The 17,092-nt window shown below is 64.7% G+C and carries 18 protein-coding genes; 11 read left to right on the top strand and 7 right to left on the bottom strand.

Translation table 11 applies throughout. From position 1 onward, the window contains the following. Positions 1-79 precede the first annotated feature (79 nt). The 7 genes from A9971_RS05930 (at position 80) to A9971_RS05900 (ending at position 6,618) form a co-directional block, all read left to right on the top strand. A complete protein-coding gene (locus tag A9971_RS05930; RefSeq protein ID WP_015636329.1) occupies positions 80-580 on the top strand; it encodes a spore coat U domain-containing protein in 501 nt (166 codons plus the stop codon). 102 nt (positions 581-682) lie between these two features. Beyond that, on the top strand, positions 683-1,219 hold the full coding sequence (locus tag A9971_RS05925) for a spore coat U domain-containing protein (protein WP_011062241.1): 537 nt from the start codon (positions 683-685) through the stop codon (positions 1,217-1,219). Between the two features lie 20 nt (positions 1,220-1,239). Beyond that, entirely contained in the window at positions 1,240-1,776 is a 537-nt protein-coding gene (locus tag A9971_RS05920) for a spore coat protein U domain-containing protein (RefSeq protein WP_015636327.1), read from the top strand. A 4-nt stretch (positions 1,777-1,780) separates the two neighbouring features. Then, positions 1,781-2,281: a spore coat U domain-containing protein gene (locus A9971_RS05915; protein ID WP_015636326.1), complete on the top strand. Its 501-nt coding sequence runs from the start codon at positions 1,781-1,783 to the stop codon at positions 2,279-2,281. A 46-nt stretch (positions 2,282-2,327) separates the two neighbouring features. Continuing rightward, positions 2,328-3,119, top strand: a complete 792-nt coding sequence (locus A9971_RS05910; RefSeq protein WP_183001010.1) for a molecular chaperone — start codon at positions 2,328-2,330, stop codon at positions 3,117-3,119. Positions 3,120-3,238: 119 nt separating this feature from the next. Next, positions 3,239-5,596 carry a fimbria/pilus outer membrane usher protein gene (locus A9971_RS05905; RefSeq protein WP_183001009.1) on the top strand — a complete coding sequence of 786 codons (2,358 nt, stop codon included), beginning with the start codon at positions 3,239-3,241 and terminating at the stop codon, positions 5,594-5,596. A 32-nt stretch (positions 5,597-5,628) separates the two neighbouring features. Continuing rightward, positions 5,629-6,618, top strand: coding sequence for a spore coat U domain-containing protein (locus A9971_RS05900; RefSeq protein ID WP_011062236.1), 990 nt, complete (start codon positions 5,629-5,631; stop codon positions 6,616-6,618). A 3-nt stretch (positions 6,619-6,621) separates the two neighbouring features. On the opposite strand, the gene A9971_RS05895 is transcribed toward A9971_RS05900, so the two are convergent. Both A9971_RS05895 and A9971_RS05890 read right to left on the bottom strand, forming a co-directional pair. Continuing rightward, positions 6,622-7,347 carry an anti-sigma factor gene (locus tag A9971_RS05895; RefSeq protein ID WP_019095137.1) on the bottom strand — a complete coding sequence of 242 codons (726 nt, stop codon included), beginning with the start codon at positions 7,345-7,347 and terminating at the stop codon, positions 6,622-6,624. Further along, positions 7,344-7,850 (bottom strand): RNA polymerase sigma factor, encoded by a 507-nt coding sequence (locus A9971_RS05890; RefSeq protein ID WP_011062234.1) that lies wholly within the window; start codon positions 7,848-7,850, stop codon positions 7,344-7,346. Before A9971_RS05890 ends, A9971_RS05895 begins: the two co-directional genes overlap by 4 nt. 167 nt (positions 7,851-8,017) lie before the next feature. Between A9971_RS05890 and A9971_RS05885 the strand changes: the two genes are divergently transcribed. Together A9971_RS05885 and A9971_RS05880 are read left to right on the top strand one after the other, a co-directional pair. After that, on the top strand, positions 8,018-9,103 hold the full coding sequence (locus A9971_RS05885; RefSeq protein ID WP_183001008.1) for a catalase family peroxidase: 1,086 nt from the start codon (positions 8,018-8,020) through the stop codon (positions 9,101-9,103). Beyond that, a complete protein-coding gene (locus A9971_RS05880; RefSeq protein ID WP_011062232.1) occupies positions 9,100-9,639 on the top strand; it encodes a cytochrome b in 540 nt (179 codons plus the stop codon). Before A9971_RS05885 ends, A9971_RS05880 begins: the two co-directional genes overlap by 4 nt. 21 nt (positions 9,640-9,660) lie before the next feature. On the opposite strand, the gene A9971_RS05875 is transcribed toward A9971_RS05880, so the two are convergent. After that, positions 9,661-10,881 (bottom strand): MFS transporter, encoded by a 1,221-nt coding sequence (locus tag A9971_RS05875; RefSeq protein WP_053152715.1) that lies wholly within the window; start codon positions 10,879-10,881, stop codon positions 9,661-9,663. A gap of 104 nt (positions 10,882-10,985) precedes the next feature. On the opposite strand from A9971_RS05875, the gene A9971_RS05870 reads away from it, so the two are divergent. Then, positions 10,986-11,441, top strand: coding sequence for a helix-turn-helix domain-containing protein (locus A9971_RS05870; protein ID WP_011062230.1), 456 nt, complete (start codon positions 10,986-10,988; stop codon positions 11,439-11,441). Between the two features lie 36 nt (positions 11,442-11,477). Here A9971_RS05870 and A9971_RS05865 read toward each other — a convergent pair whose 3' ends face one another. Beyond that, on the bottom strand, positions 11,478-12,632 hold the full coding sequence (locus A9971_RS05865; RefSeq protein WP_077934503.1) for a M14-type cytosolic carboxypeptidase: 1,155 nt from the start codon (positions 12,630-12,632) through the stop codon (positions 11,478-11,480). Positions 12,633-13,120: 488 nt separating this feature from the next. Continuing rightward, positions 13,121-13,468, bottom strand: a complete 348-nt coding sequence (locus A9971_RS05860; protein WP_015636319.1) for a DUF6124 family protein — start codon at positions 13,466-13,468, stop codon at positions 13,121-13,123. 131 nt (positions 13,469-13,599) lie between these two features. On the opposite strand from A9971_RS05860, the gene A9971_RS05855 reads away from it, so the two are divergent. After that, on the top strand, positions 13,600-14,265 hold the full coding sequence (locus A9971_RS05855; protein ID WP_011062227.1) for a LexA family transcriptional regulator: 666 nt from the start codon (positions 13,600-13,602) through the stop codon (positions 14,263-14,265). Between the two features lie 53 nt (positions 14,266-14,318). Here the strand turns inward: A9971_RS05855 and A9971_RS05850 are convergent, their stop codons facing one another. Both A9971_RS05850 and A9971_RS05845 read right to left on the bottom strand, forming a co-directional pair. Beyond that, positions 14,319-16,265, bottom strand: a complete 1,947-nt coding sequence (locus tag A9971_RS05850) for an acetyl/propionyl/methylcrotonyl-CoA carboxylase subunit alpha (protein ID WP_183001007.1) — start codon at positions 16,263-16,265, stop codon at positions 14,319-14,321. Next, positions 16,265-17,080 (bottom strand): gamma-carboxygeranoyl-CoA hydratase, encoded by an 816-nt coding sequence (locus tag A9971_RS05845; RefSeq protein WP_011062225.1) that lies wholly within the window; start codon positions 17,078-17,080, stop codon positions 16,265-16,267. The genes A9971_RS05850 and A9971_RS05845 overlap by 1 nt, the downstream gene beginning before the upstream one ends. Positions 17,081-17,092: the final 12 nt, after the last annotated feature.

Here is a 17,092-nt window from a genome sequence, read left to right as displayed (position 1 = left end):
CCGCGGGTTGCTAACCTGACTTCAGCGAATGCTCCTCATAAGGATTGAGGCCTTGAATGGATATAAGGGTGTGGCAGTGATGAGCGCATTGCTCAGCGCGACAGCAGGGGCCGCGGACTTGCAGGTGCAGGTCCGGGTCGATGTGCTGCGTGGCTGCCAGTTGGTCGGCCAGCAGCGCGAAGCGGGGATCGAACAGCTCGGTACCCTGGACTTCGGCAGCACCGCACGCCTGGACGACCCGGCCGGGCCCTTGTCGGCGGCACTGCCGGGCAGCCGCCAGCCGCGCCTGGAATGCAACCCCGATACCCCCTATCAGATGCGCATCGACGGCGGCCTGCACGGTGGTGTCGGCGAAGTGCGCTACCTGGCCAGCAACACCCGGGCCGGCAAACCCATTCCTTATCGCCTCTACCAGGACCCGGCCCGGCGGATTCCGCTGCCGGTGAATGTACCGGTCAGTGGCCGGGTGCCGGATTCCGGCACGGTGGACCTGCCCTTGTACGGGCGTATCGAACCTTTGGCCGAGATCCCCCGGGCCGGCGGTTATTCCGATGTATTGAAAGTGACCCTGACCTGGTAGGGCCGGGGCATGAATGCTGCCACGAGTAACGGGGCAGAGCAGGGAGGGCTGTTCATGGTGAACGGCCCATGTGGGAGTCCTGATGGAACTGGGATGGCTGCAATGAAAGGCAGGACCTGGACGATTGTCGCCCTGGGTTCGTTGTGCCTGTTGGCGGACGACGCCCAGGCGGCAATCAGCGGGCAGATCCAGGCACGCCTGGTGATTACCGCTGCCTGCCAGGTCAGCAGCGGCGGCGATCCGTCTGCCAGCCCGATCGGCGACCCGGGCATGCTCAACTTCGGCCAGCAGGGCCCGACCTGGGTCGCGCCGATCAAGGCCAGCCTCACCAACAGCGCCGAGGGCCAACTGCAGGTGGCCTGCAACTCCTCGGTCACCGGCTTCACCGTGACCATCAATGGCGGCCTCAACGGCGACGGCACGACCCGGCGCTTGAGCAATGGCCGCCAGACCATCCCCTATCGATTGTTCGTCGATGCATCCGGTAGCGACAGCTACAGCATCGGCCAGCAGCGCAATTTCGCAGTGAGCAGCGGCAGACGGATTCCCATCCCGGTGTTCGGCTCTGTGGTCGCGAATACCCGCGCGGTTCCGGCAGGGCTCTACACCGACACCCTGACCATCACGCTGGATTGGTAAACCATGAGAGGACACACATCATGCACGCGCTTGTATCCAGAATCGGCTGGCCTCTGTTGGGGCTGGTCATGGCTTCAACGGCCAATGCCGCCACCACGGTCACCGGGCAGATCAGTTCGACCCTGATCCTCACCAGCAGTTGCCAGGTCAACGGCGTCGGCGGCAGCACCGGGCTGAACTTCGGTGCCCTGAACTTCGGCACCACCAACAGCCTGTTCACCACGGCCACCGGCCAGGTGCTGGGCGGCGGTGGCGGCGCGCTGTCGATCCTCTGCTCCACCGGCACCACGCCGACCCTGACCATCCAGGGCGGCGCCAATGACGGCAAGTCCACCGGTGGCACCCGGGCCCTGTTCGACGGGGTGGCCAACTATGTGCCCTATGACCTGTACACCGACTCCGGGCATTCGCAGATCGTCGCGATCAACGGCGTGATCAACCTGGCGCCAAGCACCGGGGTGGCGCAAACCGTGAACCTCTATGGCCAGGCGGTGGGCAAGGCGGGGCTACCGGCCGGCACCTACACCGATACGGTGTCCGTGCAACTGACCTTCTGATGCCATGGCCAGCCACGCTTGTGCGCTGCTGCTCCTGGCCTGCGCGAGTGCCTGGCCGGGGTGGATCGCTGCGGCCACCAGCCAGAGCTTCCAGGTCAGCGCCACCATCACCGCCGGGTGCCTGGTGGTGGGGGGCGTCAGCAACTACGGCAGCCTGGCCTTCGGCAGCCAGTCGGCGCTGTCCACCAGCACGGTCAGAGTGGCGCTCACCGGGGGCGTGCAGTTGCAGTGCACGCCGGGGGTGACCCTGAACATGACGGTGGACGGAGGTCAGTACAACAGCAGCGGCCGGCACATGCAGCTCAATAGCGGCAGTGCGCGGGTGGCCTATCAGTTGTTTCGCGATGCGGGCTACAGCCAGAGCCTGGGGATAGGCCAGAGCGTGGCCGTGGCCTACAGCGATGCCAATAACATCAGCCTGCCGATCTACGGGCAGGTGCAGTTGCCGGGCAATCAGCCTGGGGGGACGTACAGCGATGTGCTGCAGGTGCAGCTGTCGTGGTGATGGGGCGCATTCATAACCAGCCGGCAGGCGGACAAGGAGTAGCAGTATGCATTTACCTTTGCAGGGCATGCGGGGGACCGGTTATCTGATCCTGGCGGGGCTGTTGGCAGTTGTACCCAGGGTCCAGGCCGCCAGTTCGGTGCTGATCTGGCCGATCGACCCGGTACTGGAGGCCGATCAGCAGGCCAGCGCGCTGTGGCTGGAGAACCGCGGTACCGAGACCGCCAACCTGCAGATCCGGGTGTTTGCCTGGAGCCAGAGCGGCTTTGCCGACCAGTACCAGAACCAGCGCGATGTCATCGGCAGCCCGCCGGTGGCGAACATCGAGCCGGGGCAGAAGCAACTGGTACGCCTGACCCGCACCCGCGAGGTGCCACCGGGGCAGGAGCTGGCGTACCGGATCATCATCGACGAGATTCCCTCGGCCAAGCCCATCACCCCGGAAGGGGATGCCAAGAGTGCGGCAGCGATCCGCTTCCAGATGCGCTACTCGGTGCCTTTGTTCGCCTATGGCGCCGGGCTGTGGAGCAAGGAAGACACCTCCCGTCCACGCGATCCCAAGGGGGCCGGCGTGCCGGACCTGAGCTGGCGTAAGGTGGCAGTGGACGGCAAGACGTTTTTCGAGCTGCGCAACCAGGGCGCGGTGCACGCCCGCCTGACCGATGTGGCCTTCAAGCAGGGCGGGCAGGCCCGGCCCGTGGCGCCTGGGCTGCTGGGCTATGTGTTGCCCGGGGCGGTGATGCGCTGGCCGGTGCCGGAAACCCTGGCGGCCGAGTCGACCCTGCAACTGCGGGTCAATGGAGCACCGCAGGTACAGGACCTGGCGCCTACGCACTGAGCCTCGGGCGCAACGCGGCCGCCAGTCGGAAGGCCGGTGGGGAGAGGTACGGACGGATGTGAGCGCGGTGGCGCATCCGCCCCGGGATGGAGATGTCCATAGATGGACTTGAGCCCGCAATGAGCCAGGACCCGGCTCGGCGTTTTCGCAGGTGGCAAGGGCTGGTGACCGGCCTGTGTAGCCTGATGCTGGCCGCAGGGGTGCCGGCGGGCGAACTGCCGCCGCCGCCCAGCAGCCTGGAGTCGATGGCCGATGCACAGCTGTTTCTGGAACTGGTGATCAATCAGATGAGCACAGGGAAGGTGGTGGCGGTGGAGCAGCGCTCCGGCCGGCTGTTTCTGCCGGCGCAGACCCTGCGTGAAACCGGGATCAAGCTGCCCGAGGGGCTGGGCGCCGAGGTCGACCTGGACAGCCTGCCGGGCCTACACAGCGACTACGACAGCCAGGGCCAGCGGCTGCTGCTGGATGTGCCGCCCGACTGGCTGCCGGAGCAATTCATCGGCAGCCGCCAGGCCTACCCACGGACCCCGGCCCTGAGCAGCTTCGGCGGGTTGCTCAACTACGACCTGTACCTCAACGACACCGATGACGGCGGCACCTACCTGGCGGCCTGGAACGAGGTGCGGCTGTTCGACTCCTGGGGCACGCTGTCCAACACCGGGCAGTACCGCCAGACCCTGTCGGGGGGTGGGAACAGCTCCCTGAACAACGGTTACCGACGCTATGACACCACCTGGCGTTTTTCCGACGATGAACGCCTGCTGACCTACGAGGCCGGTGACCTGATCAGTGGCGCCTTGCCTTGGAGCAACTCGGTGCGCCTGGGCGGGGTGCAACTGTCCCGGGATTTCTCGGTGCGTCCGGACCTGGTGACCTATCCCTTGCCGCAGTTCGCCGGGGAAGCAGCGGTGCCGTCCTCGGTGGACCTGTTCATCAACGGCTACAAATCCAGCAGCGCCGACCTGCAGCCCGGCCCCTACACCCTGACCAACATTCCCTTCATCAACGGCGCCGGCGAAGCGGTGGTGGTCACCACCGATGCCCTTGGCCGGCAGGTGTCTACCACGGTGCCGTTCTACGTCACCAGCACCTTGCTGCAAAAGGGCCTGACGGACTTCTCGGTGGCCGCGGGTACCTTGCGCCGGGACTACACCCTGCGCGACTTCGGCTATGGCCCGGGGGTGACTTCCGGCAGCCTGCGCTACGGCCTGAGCGACAGCCTGACCCTGGAAGGCCATGCCGAAGCCTCGGACTCCCTGACCCTGGGCGGGGTCGGCGGCAACCTGCGGCTGGGGCAGTTCGGGGTGATCAATACCGCCGTCAGCCAGAGCCGTTTCGACGGCGACGGCGGCCAGCAGTTGAGCCTTGGCTATCAGTACAGCAGCCAGCGCTACAGCGTCGCCTACCAGCGGGTGCAGCGGCGTGATCAGTACGCCGACCTGACGGTGGTCGACAGCCCCTACACCAGCCTCAGCCAGCGTAGCGAGCAACTGACCCTGAGCCTCAACCTGGAGCGCTTCGGCAGCCTGGGCGCCGGTTATTTCGACGTGCGCGCCGCCGACTCGACCCGTACCCGGCTGTTGAACCTGACCTGGAGCAAGCCGCTGTGGCACAGCAGCAGCTTCTACCTGTCGGCCAACCGCGAGATCGGCGACAGCCACTGGGCCATGCAGGCACAACTGGTGGTCCCCTTCGACCTGCACGGCAGCCTGAGCCTGAGCAACGAGCGCAGCAAGACCGGGGAAAACCGCCAGCGGGTCAACTTCAGCCGCTCGGTGCCGATCGAAGGCGGGGTTGGCTACAACCTTGGCTACGCCACCGGCAGTGGCGCCGACTATCGCCAGGCCGATGTGACCTGGCGCCTGCAGTCGGTGCGCCTGCAGGGCGGGGTCTATGGCACCAGCGATGCCGAGACCCGCTGGGCCGATGCCAGCGGTTCACTGGTGTGGATGGACCGCCAGGTGTTCGCCGCCAACCAGATCGACGACGCCTTCGTGGTGGTCAGTACCGACGGCTACAAGGACATCCCGGTGCGCTATGAAAACCAGCTGGTGGGCCAGACCGACAAGAACGGCCATCTGCTGGTGCCCTGGAGCAGCGCCTATTACCGCGGCAAGTACGAGATCGATCCGCTGAACCTGCCGGCCAACGTGCAGAGCCCGAATGTCGAGCAGCGGGTGGCGGTGCGGCGTGGCAGCGGCTACCTGCTGGAGTTTCCGCTGACCCGGATCATTGCCGCCAGCGTGGTGCTGGTGGACGCCCAGCAGCGCGAGCTGCCCCTGGGCAGCAACGTCACCCATGAGCAGAGCGGGGCGCGGACGGTGGTCGGCTGGGATGGGCTGGTCTATCTGGAAAACCTCGCGCCCCAAAACACCCTGCACGTGGAACTGGCCGACGGCAAGACCTGCCGGGCGCAGTTCGACATCGACATGCAACAGCAGCAGGTGCCGTTGATTGGCCCGCTGGTCTGTCAGTAACGGCGGTATCACCGGATCAAGGAGCGTGGCGTGTGAATGCGGGCAAGGGATGGCGACAGGCAATACTGGGGCTGCTGGCGAGCGTGCTGTCGTGCACGGCCCAGGCACTGTGCACAACGGTCCCGACCGCGCCGGCAGGCTTCGGTACCGTCAGCTCGATCCTGGTGCGCACCACCTCGCAGCCGGCCTCCACCACCAATGCCGGGCTGAGCTGTACCGGCTCGCTGCTGAGCATTCTGGCCAGCAACGATCATTTCTACGCCACCATCACCTCCACCACCAGCGGCATGGTGGGACCTACCGGCGACGTCATCAGCTACACCCTGTACGCCAACAACAGCACCAGCTATCCGATCACCCGCGGGGTGCAGTTCGACTTCGCCCGCAATTCCATCATCGATCTGCTGGGCCTGCTGGGCAGCCCGACCGTGGCCAAGACGGTGCCCATCTACCTGGGTACGCTCACCGGCAGCAACGTTGCGGCGGGGGTCTATACCGAGAACCTGAGCATTCTCTGGAGCTGGAACTATTGCTCCGGAATCGGCGCCTTGGGGATCTGTCTGGGCCGGGATGTCGGCAGCGGTACCCAGAGCCTGACCGTGAACATGACGGTGTCCAACGATTGCGTGATCACTGCGCCGAACATCAGTTTCGGCAGCGCGCCGGTGATCAGCGCCTTCGCGACGGTGACCGGGCAGACCATCAACCTGGCCTGCACCAAGGGCAGTGCCTACACCGTGGGCCTGAGCGACGGCCAGCACCCGGTGAGTGCGGGGGGGCGCAGGCAGATGATTTCCGGCAGCAACTACCTGGCCTACGACATCTTCAAGAGTGCCGGTAGCACCCGCTGGGGCAGTGTCGGCAGTGCCCGGCGCTCCAGCACCGATGCCGAGGTGAACCCCGGCAACGGCCTGGGCACCGGCAGCCAGATCTTCAACTACAACGCCAGGATCTACACCGACCAGAGCACCCCGCCGGCCGGCACCTATATCGACAACGTGGTGCTGGACGTGGGCTTCTGAGGGCTACAGGGGAATTTCCGCCGGGCCGACCATGGCGTAGTTGTAGCCCTGGCCGGACCAGTACTGCGCCTGCAACGGGCCCTCGCGGCGGCTGCCCGGGGGCAGCAGCTTGTTCTGCGGCCCTGGCGGGCGGATGTAGAAGCTGACCTTGCGCCCCTCGCGATCCTCGTACAGCACCATGGCCGCCGGGCCTTGCTCGGTGCTCAGCAGGCGCCCGCTGACGGCCCTGAACCCGGCCCCCTGCAGATCCGGCAATGGGCTGGCCTGGGTGAAGTAGCGGTCCAGCCAGGCCTGCATGCTCTGATTGCCCTGTACCTTGAAGTCCGCGGGGAGCATGCCCTGCTCGGCAAACAGACGATAGGCCTGCAGGGCGTCGGTCATGGGCAGCACGCTGCTGCCGGCCAGGGTCAGTTCCCGCGCCTGCCAGCCGCTCAGGCCGCCCACGCCCACCGCCACCAGGAGCACCGCGGCACTGGCCAGGCGGCGCAGGCTACGTTGCTTCAGGCGCGCGCGGATCTGCACCGGGTCCAGCGCCGGGTTGGCCGGCTGCAGCAGGGCACCACCCAGGGCCGCCCGCAGGTGCTGGGCGTCCTGCTGCCAGGCCTGGACCCGGGCCGCCACCTGCGGGTGGCTGGCCAGGTAGTGCTCCAGCAGCCGGCGGTCCTGCTCACTGAGTTGGTGATCGACATAAGCGTGCAAGTCGCTGTCGCTGGGGGGCAGGCTGATCATTTGAGTATCCGTAGAGAAGGGCTGCTGATTTCGCCGTCGCTGAGTTGGCGCAGGGCCTGGCGGGCCCGGGACAGGCGCGACATCACGGTGCCGGTGGGCACCTGGAGAATCTCGGCGATCTCCTTGTAGCTCAAGCCTTCCACCGACACCCAGAGCAGCAGGGCGCGCTGTTCGGCATTCAGGCGGTCGAAGGCTTCCAGGGTCGATTGCGCCATCACCGTGCGCTCCACCGAGGGCTGGCTGTCGTCACGGCCGGTGAAGAACTCCAGCATCCGCGCGTAGCGTCGGGAACGCCGGTGGGCATCGAGGAACTGCCGGTAGAGGATGGCGAACAGCCAGGCCCGCAGGTCGCCTTCGGGGCGTTTCTCGGTCCATCCGGCGAGGGCGCGTTCCAGGCAGGCCTGCACCAGATCGTCGGCGCTGCTGGGCTGGCGCGTCAGGGACAGGGCAAAGCGGCGCAGCCTTGGAATCAGCGGGCGTAGCTGTTGGTCGAGATCGTTCATGAAATCCTGCGGATGCTGGGCCAGTCACTAGGCTTGAGGCTAGGAAGACGCGCCGCACAGCAGGTTATTCCAGCCGCAGGAAAATAAATACCGGTCGTGGAATAACCCTGGGCGAGCTGCGTCTGACAGGTCCTTGCCCTCATGGCTATGCGTATTGGAGATGTCCCATGGTTGATCCTTCATCAAAGCCCGACCGCCCACCCCTGGGGCCCGTCAGCCTGACCCTGCGCCTGGGGGCAATCGCCCTGGTGGTGGCCGTCGCTGCGGCGGCTCTGGCCTATGTGCATGGCAGCCTCGATCCCGGTCGCCTGACCCCCAAGGCCCTGGTGGATGTGCTGGAAACCAACAATGGCGTGCACCCGGGGTATCGCCGCAATCACGCCAAAGGGGTGTGCGTCATCGGCTACTTCGAAAGCAGCGGCGAGGCCCGGGCCTACTCCACGGCGCAGGTGTTCAATGAGGCACGCACGCCGGTGGTGGGGCGCTTTGCCCTGCCCAGTGGCAACCCCTATGCGCCGGACAGCAGCGTGCCGATCCGCAGCCTGGCGCTGCGTTTCCTCCAGGCCAACGGCCAGCAGTGGCGGACCGGGATGAACAGCATGCCGGTGTTCCCGGTGGGCACTCCCGAAGCCTTCTATCAGTTGCAACAGGCCGGCTCCCCCGATCCGGCCACGGGCAAGCCGGACCCGAGCAAAGTGCCGGCATTCTTCGCCAGCCATCCCGAGGCGACGCCGTTCCTGCAATGGGTCAAGGGCGCCAAACCTTCGGCCAGCTATGCCAGTGAAAGCTACAACGGGATCAATGCCTTCTACCTGGTGGATGGCAGCGGCAAGCGCCAGGCAGTGCGCTGGGGGGTAGTGCCCGAGACCCGGGATGGGCCTGATGCAGGCAGTGCCCCGCAAGGCGCCGACTACCTGGAGCAGGACCTGGTTCGGCGCCTGGCCCAAGGGCCGCTGCGCTGGCGCTTGCAGATCACCCTGGCGGCGCCCGGTGACCCCACGGATGACGCCAGCAAGGCCTGGCCGGCGCAGCGGCCGGTAATCAACGCCGGGACCCTGGTGCTGCAAAGCACCCAGTCGCAGAACAGCGGCGAGTGTCGGGACATCAATTACGACCCGCTGATCCTGCCCAGCGGCATCCAGGCGTCCGACGACCCCCTGCTGGCAGCGCGCTCTGCGGCCTACGCCAGTTCCTACCTGCGTCGCACCAGCGAAGTCAGCCAATTGCCCGGCGCCCAGGAGCCACGTCCATGAATAGCCAACCTCGACATTTCGCTCCCCTGGCGCGCCTGCTGCACTGGCTGATGGCGTTGCTGATCATCGCCATGCTGTTCATCGGCGCCGGCATGGTGGCCTCGGTTTCCGCGCGTCATGAATGGCTGATCCACCTGCACAAGCCCCTGGGGATCGCCATCCTGCTGTTGGTGCTGGTGCGCCTATGGGTGCGTTTCTACACCCGACAACCGCCGTTGCCGGCAGACCTGCCGGGCTGGCAGGTGCTGGCGGCCAAGGCCTCCCATGTGCTGCTGTACGCCTTGATGCTGAGCCTGCCGCTGCTGGGCTGGGGCATGATCTCGGCGGCCGGCGACCCGGTGATGCTCGGCAGTTCGCTGCAACTGCCGGCGATCCTGCCGGCCAATGCCCAGCTGTTTGCGGTGTTGCGCAAGGCCCATGGTTATCTGGCGTACCTGCTGTTTTTCACCGTGCTGCTGCATCTGGCCGCGGCGCTGTTCCATGGCTGGGTACGTCGCGATGGTGTGCTGCAGAGCATGTTGCGCGGCCGCGGTTGATTGAACCCGGCGGCGCCGGGCTCAAGTGGCGCAACGAACCCTGGCCGCGGCTTTGCCCGGGGCCAGGCTCCACAGCCAGTAGATCAGCGCCACGCCGTTGATCCCGGCCCCCAGCAGGCAGACCCCGGTCCAGCCGGCCCAGGCATAGGTGGCGGTGGCGGCGATGGAGCCTGCGGCGCTGCCCAGGGAATAGAACAGCATGTAGCCGGCGGCCAGTCGGCTCTGCGCCTCGGGGCGCACGCTGTAGATCAGGCTCTGGCTGGTGACGTGCACGGCCTGCAGGCCCAGGTCGAAGCTGATTACCCCGAACAGCAGGGCCCACAGGGACGATTGAGTGAAGGCAATGGGCAGCCAGGACAGCAGCATCAGGCCCAGTGCCAGGCCGCTGGTCCACTGCGCCAGGCCGCGGTCGGCCAGGTGCCCGGCCCGTGCCGCGCCCAGGGCGCCTGCCGCGCCAGCGAGGCCGAACAGGCCGATCTCGGTGTGGGACAAGGACAGTGGCGGGGCACTCAATGGCAACACCAATGGCGTCCACAGCACGGTGCCGGCGGCGAAGATCAGCATCGCCAGCACCGCCCGGTCCCGCAGCACTTTTTCCTCCCTGAACAGTTGCAGCAGCGAACCGAGCAATTGCCCGTAACCCTGGGTGGCCTTGGGTTGCTCGCGGGTAGGCAGGGTTTTCCACAGGGCCAGGGCCACCACCAGGGTCAGCCCGGCGGATAACAGATAGACCGAACGCCAGCCCGCCAGGTCGGCCATGGTCCCGGCCACGGTACGGGCCAGCAGGATGCCAACCACCACGCCGCTGGTGACCATGCCCACGGTTCGGCCGCGTTGCTCTGCCGGGGCCAGGTTGGCGGCGTAGGCCACCAGTACCTGGGTTACCACCGCCAGCAGGCCGATGCAGGCCATGCCCAGCAGCAGCCAGGCGCTGCTCGGGGCCAGGGCCACGGTGAGCAGGGCCAGCACCGAGAGCAGGGTCTGGGTCACGATCAGCCGTCGCCGGTTGTACAGGTCCCCCAGGGGCACCAGCAACAGCAGGCCCAGGCCATAGCCGACCTGGGTCAGGGTGATGACGATGCCCACGGTGGCCGGCGCCAGGTCGAAGGTATGAGCCATGGCATCCAGCAGTGGCTGGGCGTAGTAGACGTTACCCACCGCCAGACCGCAGGCGATGGCGAACAGCAGCACCACTTTGGTGGAAAGAGCAGGCGAGGCATGAGGGGAAGAATTGGCTGACATGTTGGGCTCCGAGTTTTGGTTTCATAATGAAACCAGTTGTACGGTAAAGATCGTGGTTTTATATTGCAACCACTTTCCTTTGGCCTGATCGGAGAATGCCCTACATGGTCAAGCGCACCAGCCTGCAAGATGCCGAGTGCCCGGTTGCCCGCTCACTGGACGCCATTGGCGACTGGTGGTCGCTGCTGATCGTGCGGGATGCCTTTGACGGAATCCGCCGTTTTGGCGAGTTCCAGCGCAACCTCGGCATGGCCAAGAACATCCTGGCCACACGCCTGCGGACCCTGGTGGAACATGGGGTGTTCGAGGTTGTCCCGGCGTCCGATGGCAGTGCCTACCAGGAGTACGTGCTGACGGAAAAGGGCAGGGGGCTGTTTCCCCTGATCATCGGCTTGCGCCAATGGGGCGAAGCGTTTTTCTACCAGGAAGGGGAAGCGCATTCACGGATGGTCGACCGGCAGACCGGGCAGCCGTTGCGCGCGCTGGAACTGCGCTCGGCGGACGGGCGCTTGCTGGGGCCGGAGGATTGCCGGCGGGTGCCGGTCGGGGAGGGTGACTGAGGGCTGCGCAACGGGGGGCGCAGCCCTGAGTCGGGTTCAGCGCAGGTGATCCACCAGGTCGGCCAGGGTGCTCAACACATCCTTGCCCAGTTGCATGGAGCGTTTGCCCGACCAGCCGGTGAGCGGGTTGGGGTTGTCATCGTGGTCCTTGAAGGGCATTTCCAGGGTCAGGGCCAGGCAGTCGTACTTTTCCCCGACGGCATTGCAGGCCAGGGCCATGTTGGCCTGGCCGGGTTTGTCCCGGGTGTAGCCGTGGGTGGTCTGGAAGTCCCGGGTCTGGCGTTTCAGGTGGCTGCGGAAATGCTCCTCGAGCTTCTCCAGTCGCGGGGTATAGCCCGGGTTGCCTTCGCAGCCGGCGGTGAACACGTGGGGAATCTCTTCATCGCCGTGCACATCGAGAAACAGGTCGACGCCGTATTGTTCCATCTGCTGCTGGACGAACAGCACTTCCGGGCTGAGTTCCTGGCTGGCGGTCTGCCAGGCACGGTTCAGGTCCTGGCCCTGGGCGTTGGTGCGCAAGTGGCCGTGGAATGCGCCGTCGGGGTTCATGTTCGGCACCAGGTACAGGTCGGCCTTGGCCAGTAGCGCGTTGAGCTCCGCATCATCGTGACGGAACAGGCGCTCGATCACGCCCTCCATGAACCATTCGGCCATGTGCTCACCGGGATGCTGCTGGGCGATGATCCAGATCTTGCGTTGGCCTTGCGCGCCGCTGCCTTTGCGCAGCAACTGGATGTCCCGGCCTTCGACGCTTTTACCCACGGCCAGCAACTCGGTGCCGGCCTTGGTCAGGGCCTGGTCGATCAGCCAGTCGTGGCGGCCACGGCTGTAGGGTTCGAAGTAGGCGAACCAGGCATGGGTCTGGGTGGCTTCCAGGTTGAAGCGCAAGGCGTCGCCTTCGAAGATCGTCGGTACGCGAAACCAGTTCACATGGTCGTAGGAGGCCACTGCCTGGTAGCCGGTCCAGGCTTTGTTGTAGGAGGACTGGCTGGCGTTGGTCAGGCGAAACCAGTGTTCCTGGCCGACATGCAGGCCGCTGACCTTGAAATGAAACCACTGGAAGTGCGGGCTGCGGGTATCCGGGCGGATGGCCAGCAGTGCCTGCAACGGGTTGCTGATATCCAGTACGTCGATGTTGCCACTGTCGAAATCAGCGCAAATATCAAAAGAAGTGTGATTGCCCACGGTCATAATCGATTCCTTATCAGGATTGTTATGAGCGCTACTCTACACAGAAGGGGGGGTAAAAGAAGGGGGGCGTCGTCCTTGACGCAGACGAAGCTTAGTGGCTATGCGATTGATTCTCAAGCGCTACTTTTTGATTTGCGAGGCTTTTACGACGGGCGTTTGCTTGCAAAAGGACATTCTTTTGCTATCATCGCCGCCATTATTTTTTGCGACACCTACAGTCTTCATTAGCCTGAAGCCAAGCCAGAAAAACTGGCAAAAAAAAAGACCCGGCAAAAAGCCGGGTCAAAAACCGTGATTAGCCTGATGAGGAGATAATCCAAAGGTCCGACCTAAGGTCCTTTGGGCTATCGACTGATCTCGCGACCAGTTGCTTGCAATAATAATCATTATCATTTGCAAGTCAAATGTTTTTCCCCGCCTTCCGGAAAATATTTTTCCACTTCCATTTTTTCCCGTCGCTGGCTTCACGTCCAGCCGTACGCAGGGCTTCAGTTCGATTCAACGCGCTGGCTTTCCAGTGATTTGTCCACCAGGGCCTTGGCCAGATCGATCATGTGCACCACTGAAAACGCCAGGTCGCGATTGGCTCCCCGCAGATTGTCCGCTGCATCGTAGGCGGTGGCCGCTGCACAGCGCAGCAGGTCGGAAGCGTGGATCATGGCTTCCTCGCTGCTCAGGCTGCGCCTGATTTCGAAGAACTTCTCTTCCTTGTCTGACTCGGTAATGGCCGGCTTCAAGTAATAGTCCATTGCGCGTCGGGCAGCCTGGCTGTCCTTGAGTGAGCTTAATGTGGTCTCTGTATCGAGTTCCGGCACGTCCTTGCTGCTTGTGTTCATGAAGTGTTCTGCCCTGTCTGAGAAAGGAAATAGGGGTAGGTCGATGTTAATACACATTGTAATTGTGACGGGATTTCAAATACTACAAGTTGTGTGTTGAGGCTGGAAATACACAACGTATTGTTCGGCCCATGGACAAATGGATCGAGTTGGTCAAAGCCAACATGAAAGGCCGCAAGGTCACACAGGAAAAGCTCGCCGAGCGCCTGGGCATGTCTCAAGGGGGTATCGGTCACTGGTTGAGCAAGCGCCGCCAACCGAAGATCGAAGACATGAACCGGGTGCTGGAAGAGATCGGCATGGGCTTTCTCGAAGTGGCCCTGGTGGTCCGCGAGAAACCCTTGCTAGGAGACGATGGCGAGCCCCTGGCAGACGGGCCTGCGCTGCTCAACAAGTACAACCCGTACTTCCGTTACCCGGTGAGCGATTGGCGGGTGGCCGGCGAGGTTCGCGAAGACGGGCAGCCTGCTTACGTGCCGGAGCGCTACGAGCTTTCCGACTATCAGGCCCGGGGCGCGGCATTCTGGCTGGTGGTGGTCGGCGACGCGATGATCGCTCCCAGCGGTCTGAGCATCAGCCAGGACATGCTGATCCTGGTGGACCCGGCGATTGGCGCCGAACCCGGGAAGTTGGTGGTTGTACAGTGTCCTGGTAGTGACGAGGCGATCTTCCGCAAGTTGGTGCAAGAGGGTGGTTTGCGTTACCTGGTTCCGCTCAATCCTACTTATCCGAAGATGCTCTACAGCGACAAGTGCCGGATTATTGGTGTAGTCGTACAAGCTACTGCGAAGTTTTAACTTTCCCTAGAAGCCCCTTCCTGCAAACAGGAAGGGGCTTTCTTACTTGGGAGTTATTCCAACTCCACCAATGCACTGCCTTCGCTGACCATTTCGCCTTCCTGGCAATACAGCGCCTTGATGACCCCGGCCTGGGGGGCACGAATGCTGTGTTCCATCTTCATGGCTTCCAGCACTACCAGTTGTGCACCGGCCTCGACGCTTTGCCCCGGGCTGACCAATATCCGAACGATGCTGCCATTCATCGGCGCAGTCAGCCCGCCTTGCTGGCTATGGCTGGCTTCGGCCGCGGCAATCGGGTCATAGGCGCTGACGGCATGTGTTTCGCCCTGCCAGTTCAGGTACAGGGTGTCGCCGCGACGGATGGCCCGGTGCTCGCGGCGCAGTCCCTGTTGCTCTGTCCATAGGTGCTCGCCCTGCAGCTCAAAGGCCGCAGTGCGAGCGCCAAGGCTGATGGCCTGATCCTGGCCGGCGCAGCTCAGGTGCAGGCTGGTTTGCGCTGGCAGGCCGTTGCGCCAGCCGTTGATGGCGGACCATGGCGAGTCGGGATCATCGCTTCGTGTGCGTGGCGGCTGGCTCTGGCTGAAGGCGTGGGCGGCCGCTTGCCAGAAGTCTGCACTCAGCTCGCCTGCGGCTGGCAGCAACTGCTCCTGATAGCGAGGGATAAAGCCGGTATCCAGCTGCGCTTCGGCAAAGGCCGGGTGGGCAATGATGCGCCGCAGAAACGCCAGGTTGGTCTTCAGGCCACCGATGACGAACTCGTCGAGCATGCTCAGCAACCGCAGGCGCGCCTGCTCGCGGTCTTCGCCCCAGGCAATGAGCTTGCCCAGCATCGGGTCGTAGAAGGGCGAAACGCTGTCGCCTTCCTCGACACCGCTGTCCACCCGCCGACCGGGGCCTGCAACCGATTCGCGGTACAGCTCCAGGCGCCCGGTGGCCGGAAGAAAGTCGTTGGCCGGGTCTTCGGCATACAGCCGTACTTCGATCGCATGCCCGCGCAGTGGCACCTGCTCCTGGCTGATGGGCAGGGTTTCGCCGCGGGCCACGCGGATCTGCCAGGCCACCAGGTCCAGGCCAGTGATGGCCTCGGTGACCGGGTGTTCCACCTGCAATCGGGTGTTCATCTCCATGAAGAAGAACTCGCCACGGGCATCCAGGAGAAACTCCACGGTGCCGGCGCCCACATAGCCAATGGCCTGGGCCGCGCGCACCGCGGCTTGGCCCATGGCCTTGCGCAGTTCGGGGCTGAGGCCCGGGGCCGGAGCTTCCTCGACCACTTTCTGGTGGCGGCGCTGGATCGAACAGTCGCGTTCGTTGAGGTACAGGCAGTTGCCGTGCTGGTCGGCAAACACCTGGATCTCCACGTGCCGTGGCTTGAGTAGGTACTTTTCCACCAGCATCCGCGAATCGCCGAAGGACGACTGGGCTTCGCGCTGGGCCGAGGCCAGGGCTTCGGACAGTTGGCTGACGTCCTCGACGACTTTCATGCCCTTGCCGCCACCGCCCGCGGTGGCCTTGAGCAGCACCGGGTAGCCGATGCGTTCGGCGGCATTGCGGAAGGTTTCCAGGTCCTGGGCTTCACCGTGGTAACCCGGAACCAGGGGCACCCCGGCGGTTTCCATCAGCGCCTTGGCTGCCGACTTGCTGCCCATGGCGTCGATGGCCGCGGCAGGCGGGCCGAGGAAAATCAGCCCGGCGGCTTCGATGGCTCGGGCAAAACCGGCGTTCTCCGAGAGAAACCCATACCCGGGATGGATGGCCTGGGCGCCGCTGGCCCGGGCGGCGGCAATCAGCTTGTCGATCTGCAGGTAGCTGTCGGCAGCCTTGCTGCCGCCCAGGTCCACGCGGATATCCGCTTCACGGCTGTGCCGGGCGTCGCGGTCGGTAGCGCTGTGCACGGCCACGGTGGTCAGGCCCAGGGCCTTGGCGGTGCGCATCACCCGGCAGGCGATCTCGCCGCGGTTGGCCACCAGCAGGGTGTCTAGAACAGGGGCGCTCATCAACGGGACTCCTTGGACGTGGTCTCGGACTGCCAGCTGGGCGGGCGTTTTTCCAGGAATGCCCGCAGGCCTTCCTGGCCTTCGGCGCTGACCCGGATGCGGGCGATGGCGTTTTCGCAATAGCGACGCAGGGCGGTGGTCAACGCGCCGTTGCCCACTTCCCGCAGCAGGTCCTTGCTGGCGCGCATCGCCTGGGGACTGTTGAGCAGCAGATTGTCGACCCACTGCTGGACCTGTTGATCCAGCTCTGCGGCGGGATAGCTTTCTGCCAGGAGACCGATTTCCCGCGCCCGCTGGCCGCCAAAGCGTTCGGCGGTGAGGGCATAGCGGCGGGCAGCGCGTTCGCCGATGGCCTGGACCACGAACGGGCTGATGACCGCTGGTGCCAGGCCGATGCGCACTTCGGAGAGGCAGAATTGCGCCTCGTCACTGCCAATGGCCATGTCGCAGCAACTGATCAGGCCCAGGGCCCCGCCAAAGGCCGCGCCTTGCACCACCGCCAGGGTCGGGATCTTCAGCTTGGCCAGGTTGTACATCAGCTCCGCCAGTTCCCGGGCGTCGTCGAGGTTGGTGTGGTAGTCGAGCTCGGCCGATTGCTGCATCCAGGCCAGGTCGGCGCCGGCGCTGAAATGCCGGCCGCGCCCGCGCAGCAGCAGGAAGCGCAGGCTCGGGTCGCCCTGCACCTGATCCAGGGCGAGGATCAGTTCACGGATCATTTCGGCGTTGAAGGCGTTGTTCTTGTCTTCGCGGCTGAGCCACAGGGTGGCGAAGCCTCGAGGGTCACGCAGCAGTTCCAGGGTATTGAAGTCGCTCATGTTCTTCTCGCG

The organism is Pseudomonas sp. UME65, assembly GCF_014170225.1.
GTDB lineage: Bacteria > Pseudomonadota > Gammaproteobacteria > Pseudomonadales > Pseudomonadaceae > Aquipseudomonas > Aquipseudomonas protegens.
Note: the sequence above shows the minus strand (reverse complement) of the source record. Positions and strands in the feature narration are given on the sequence as shown.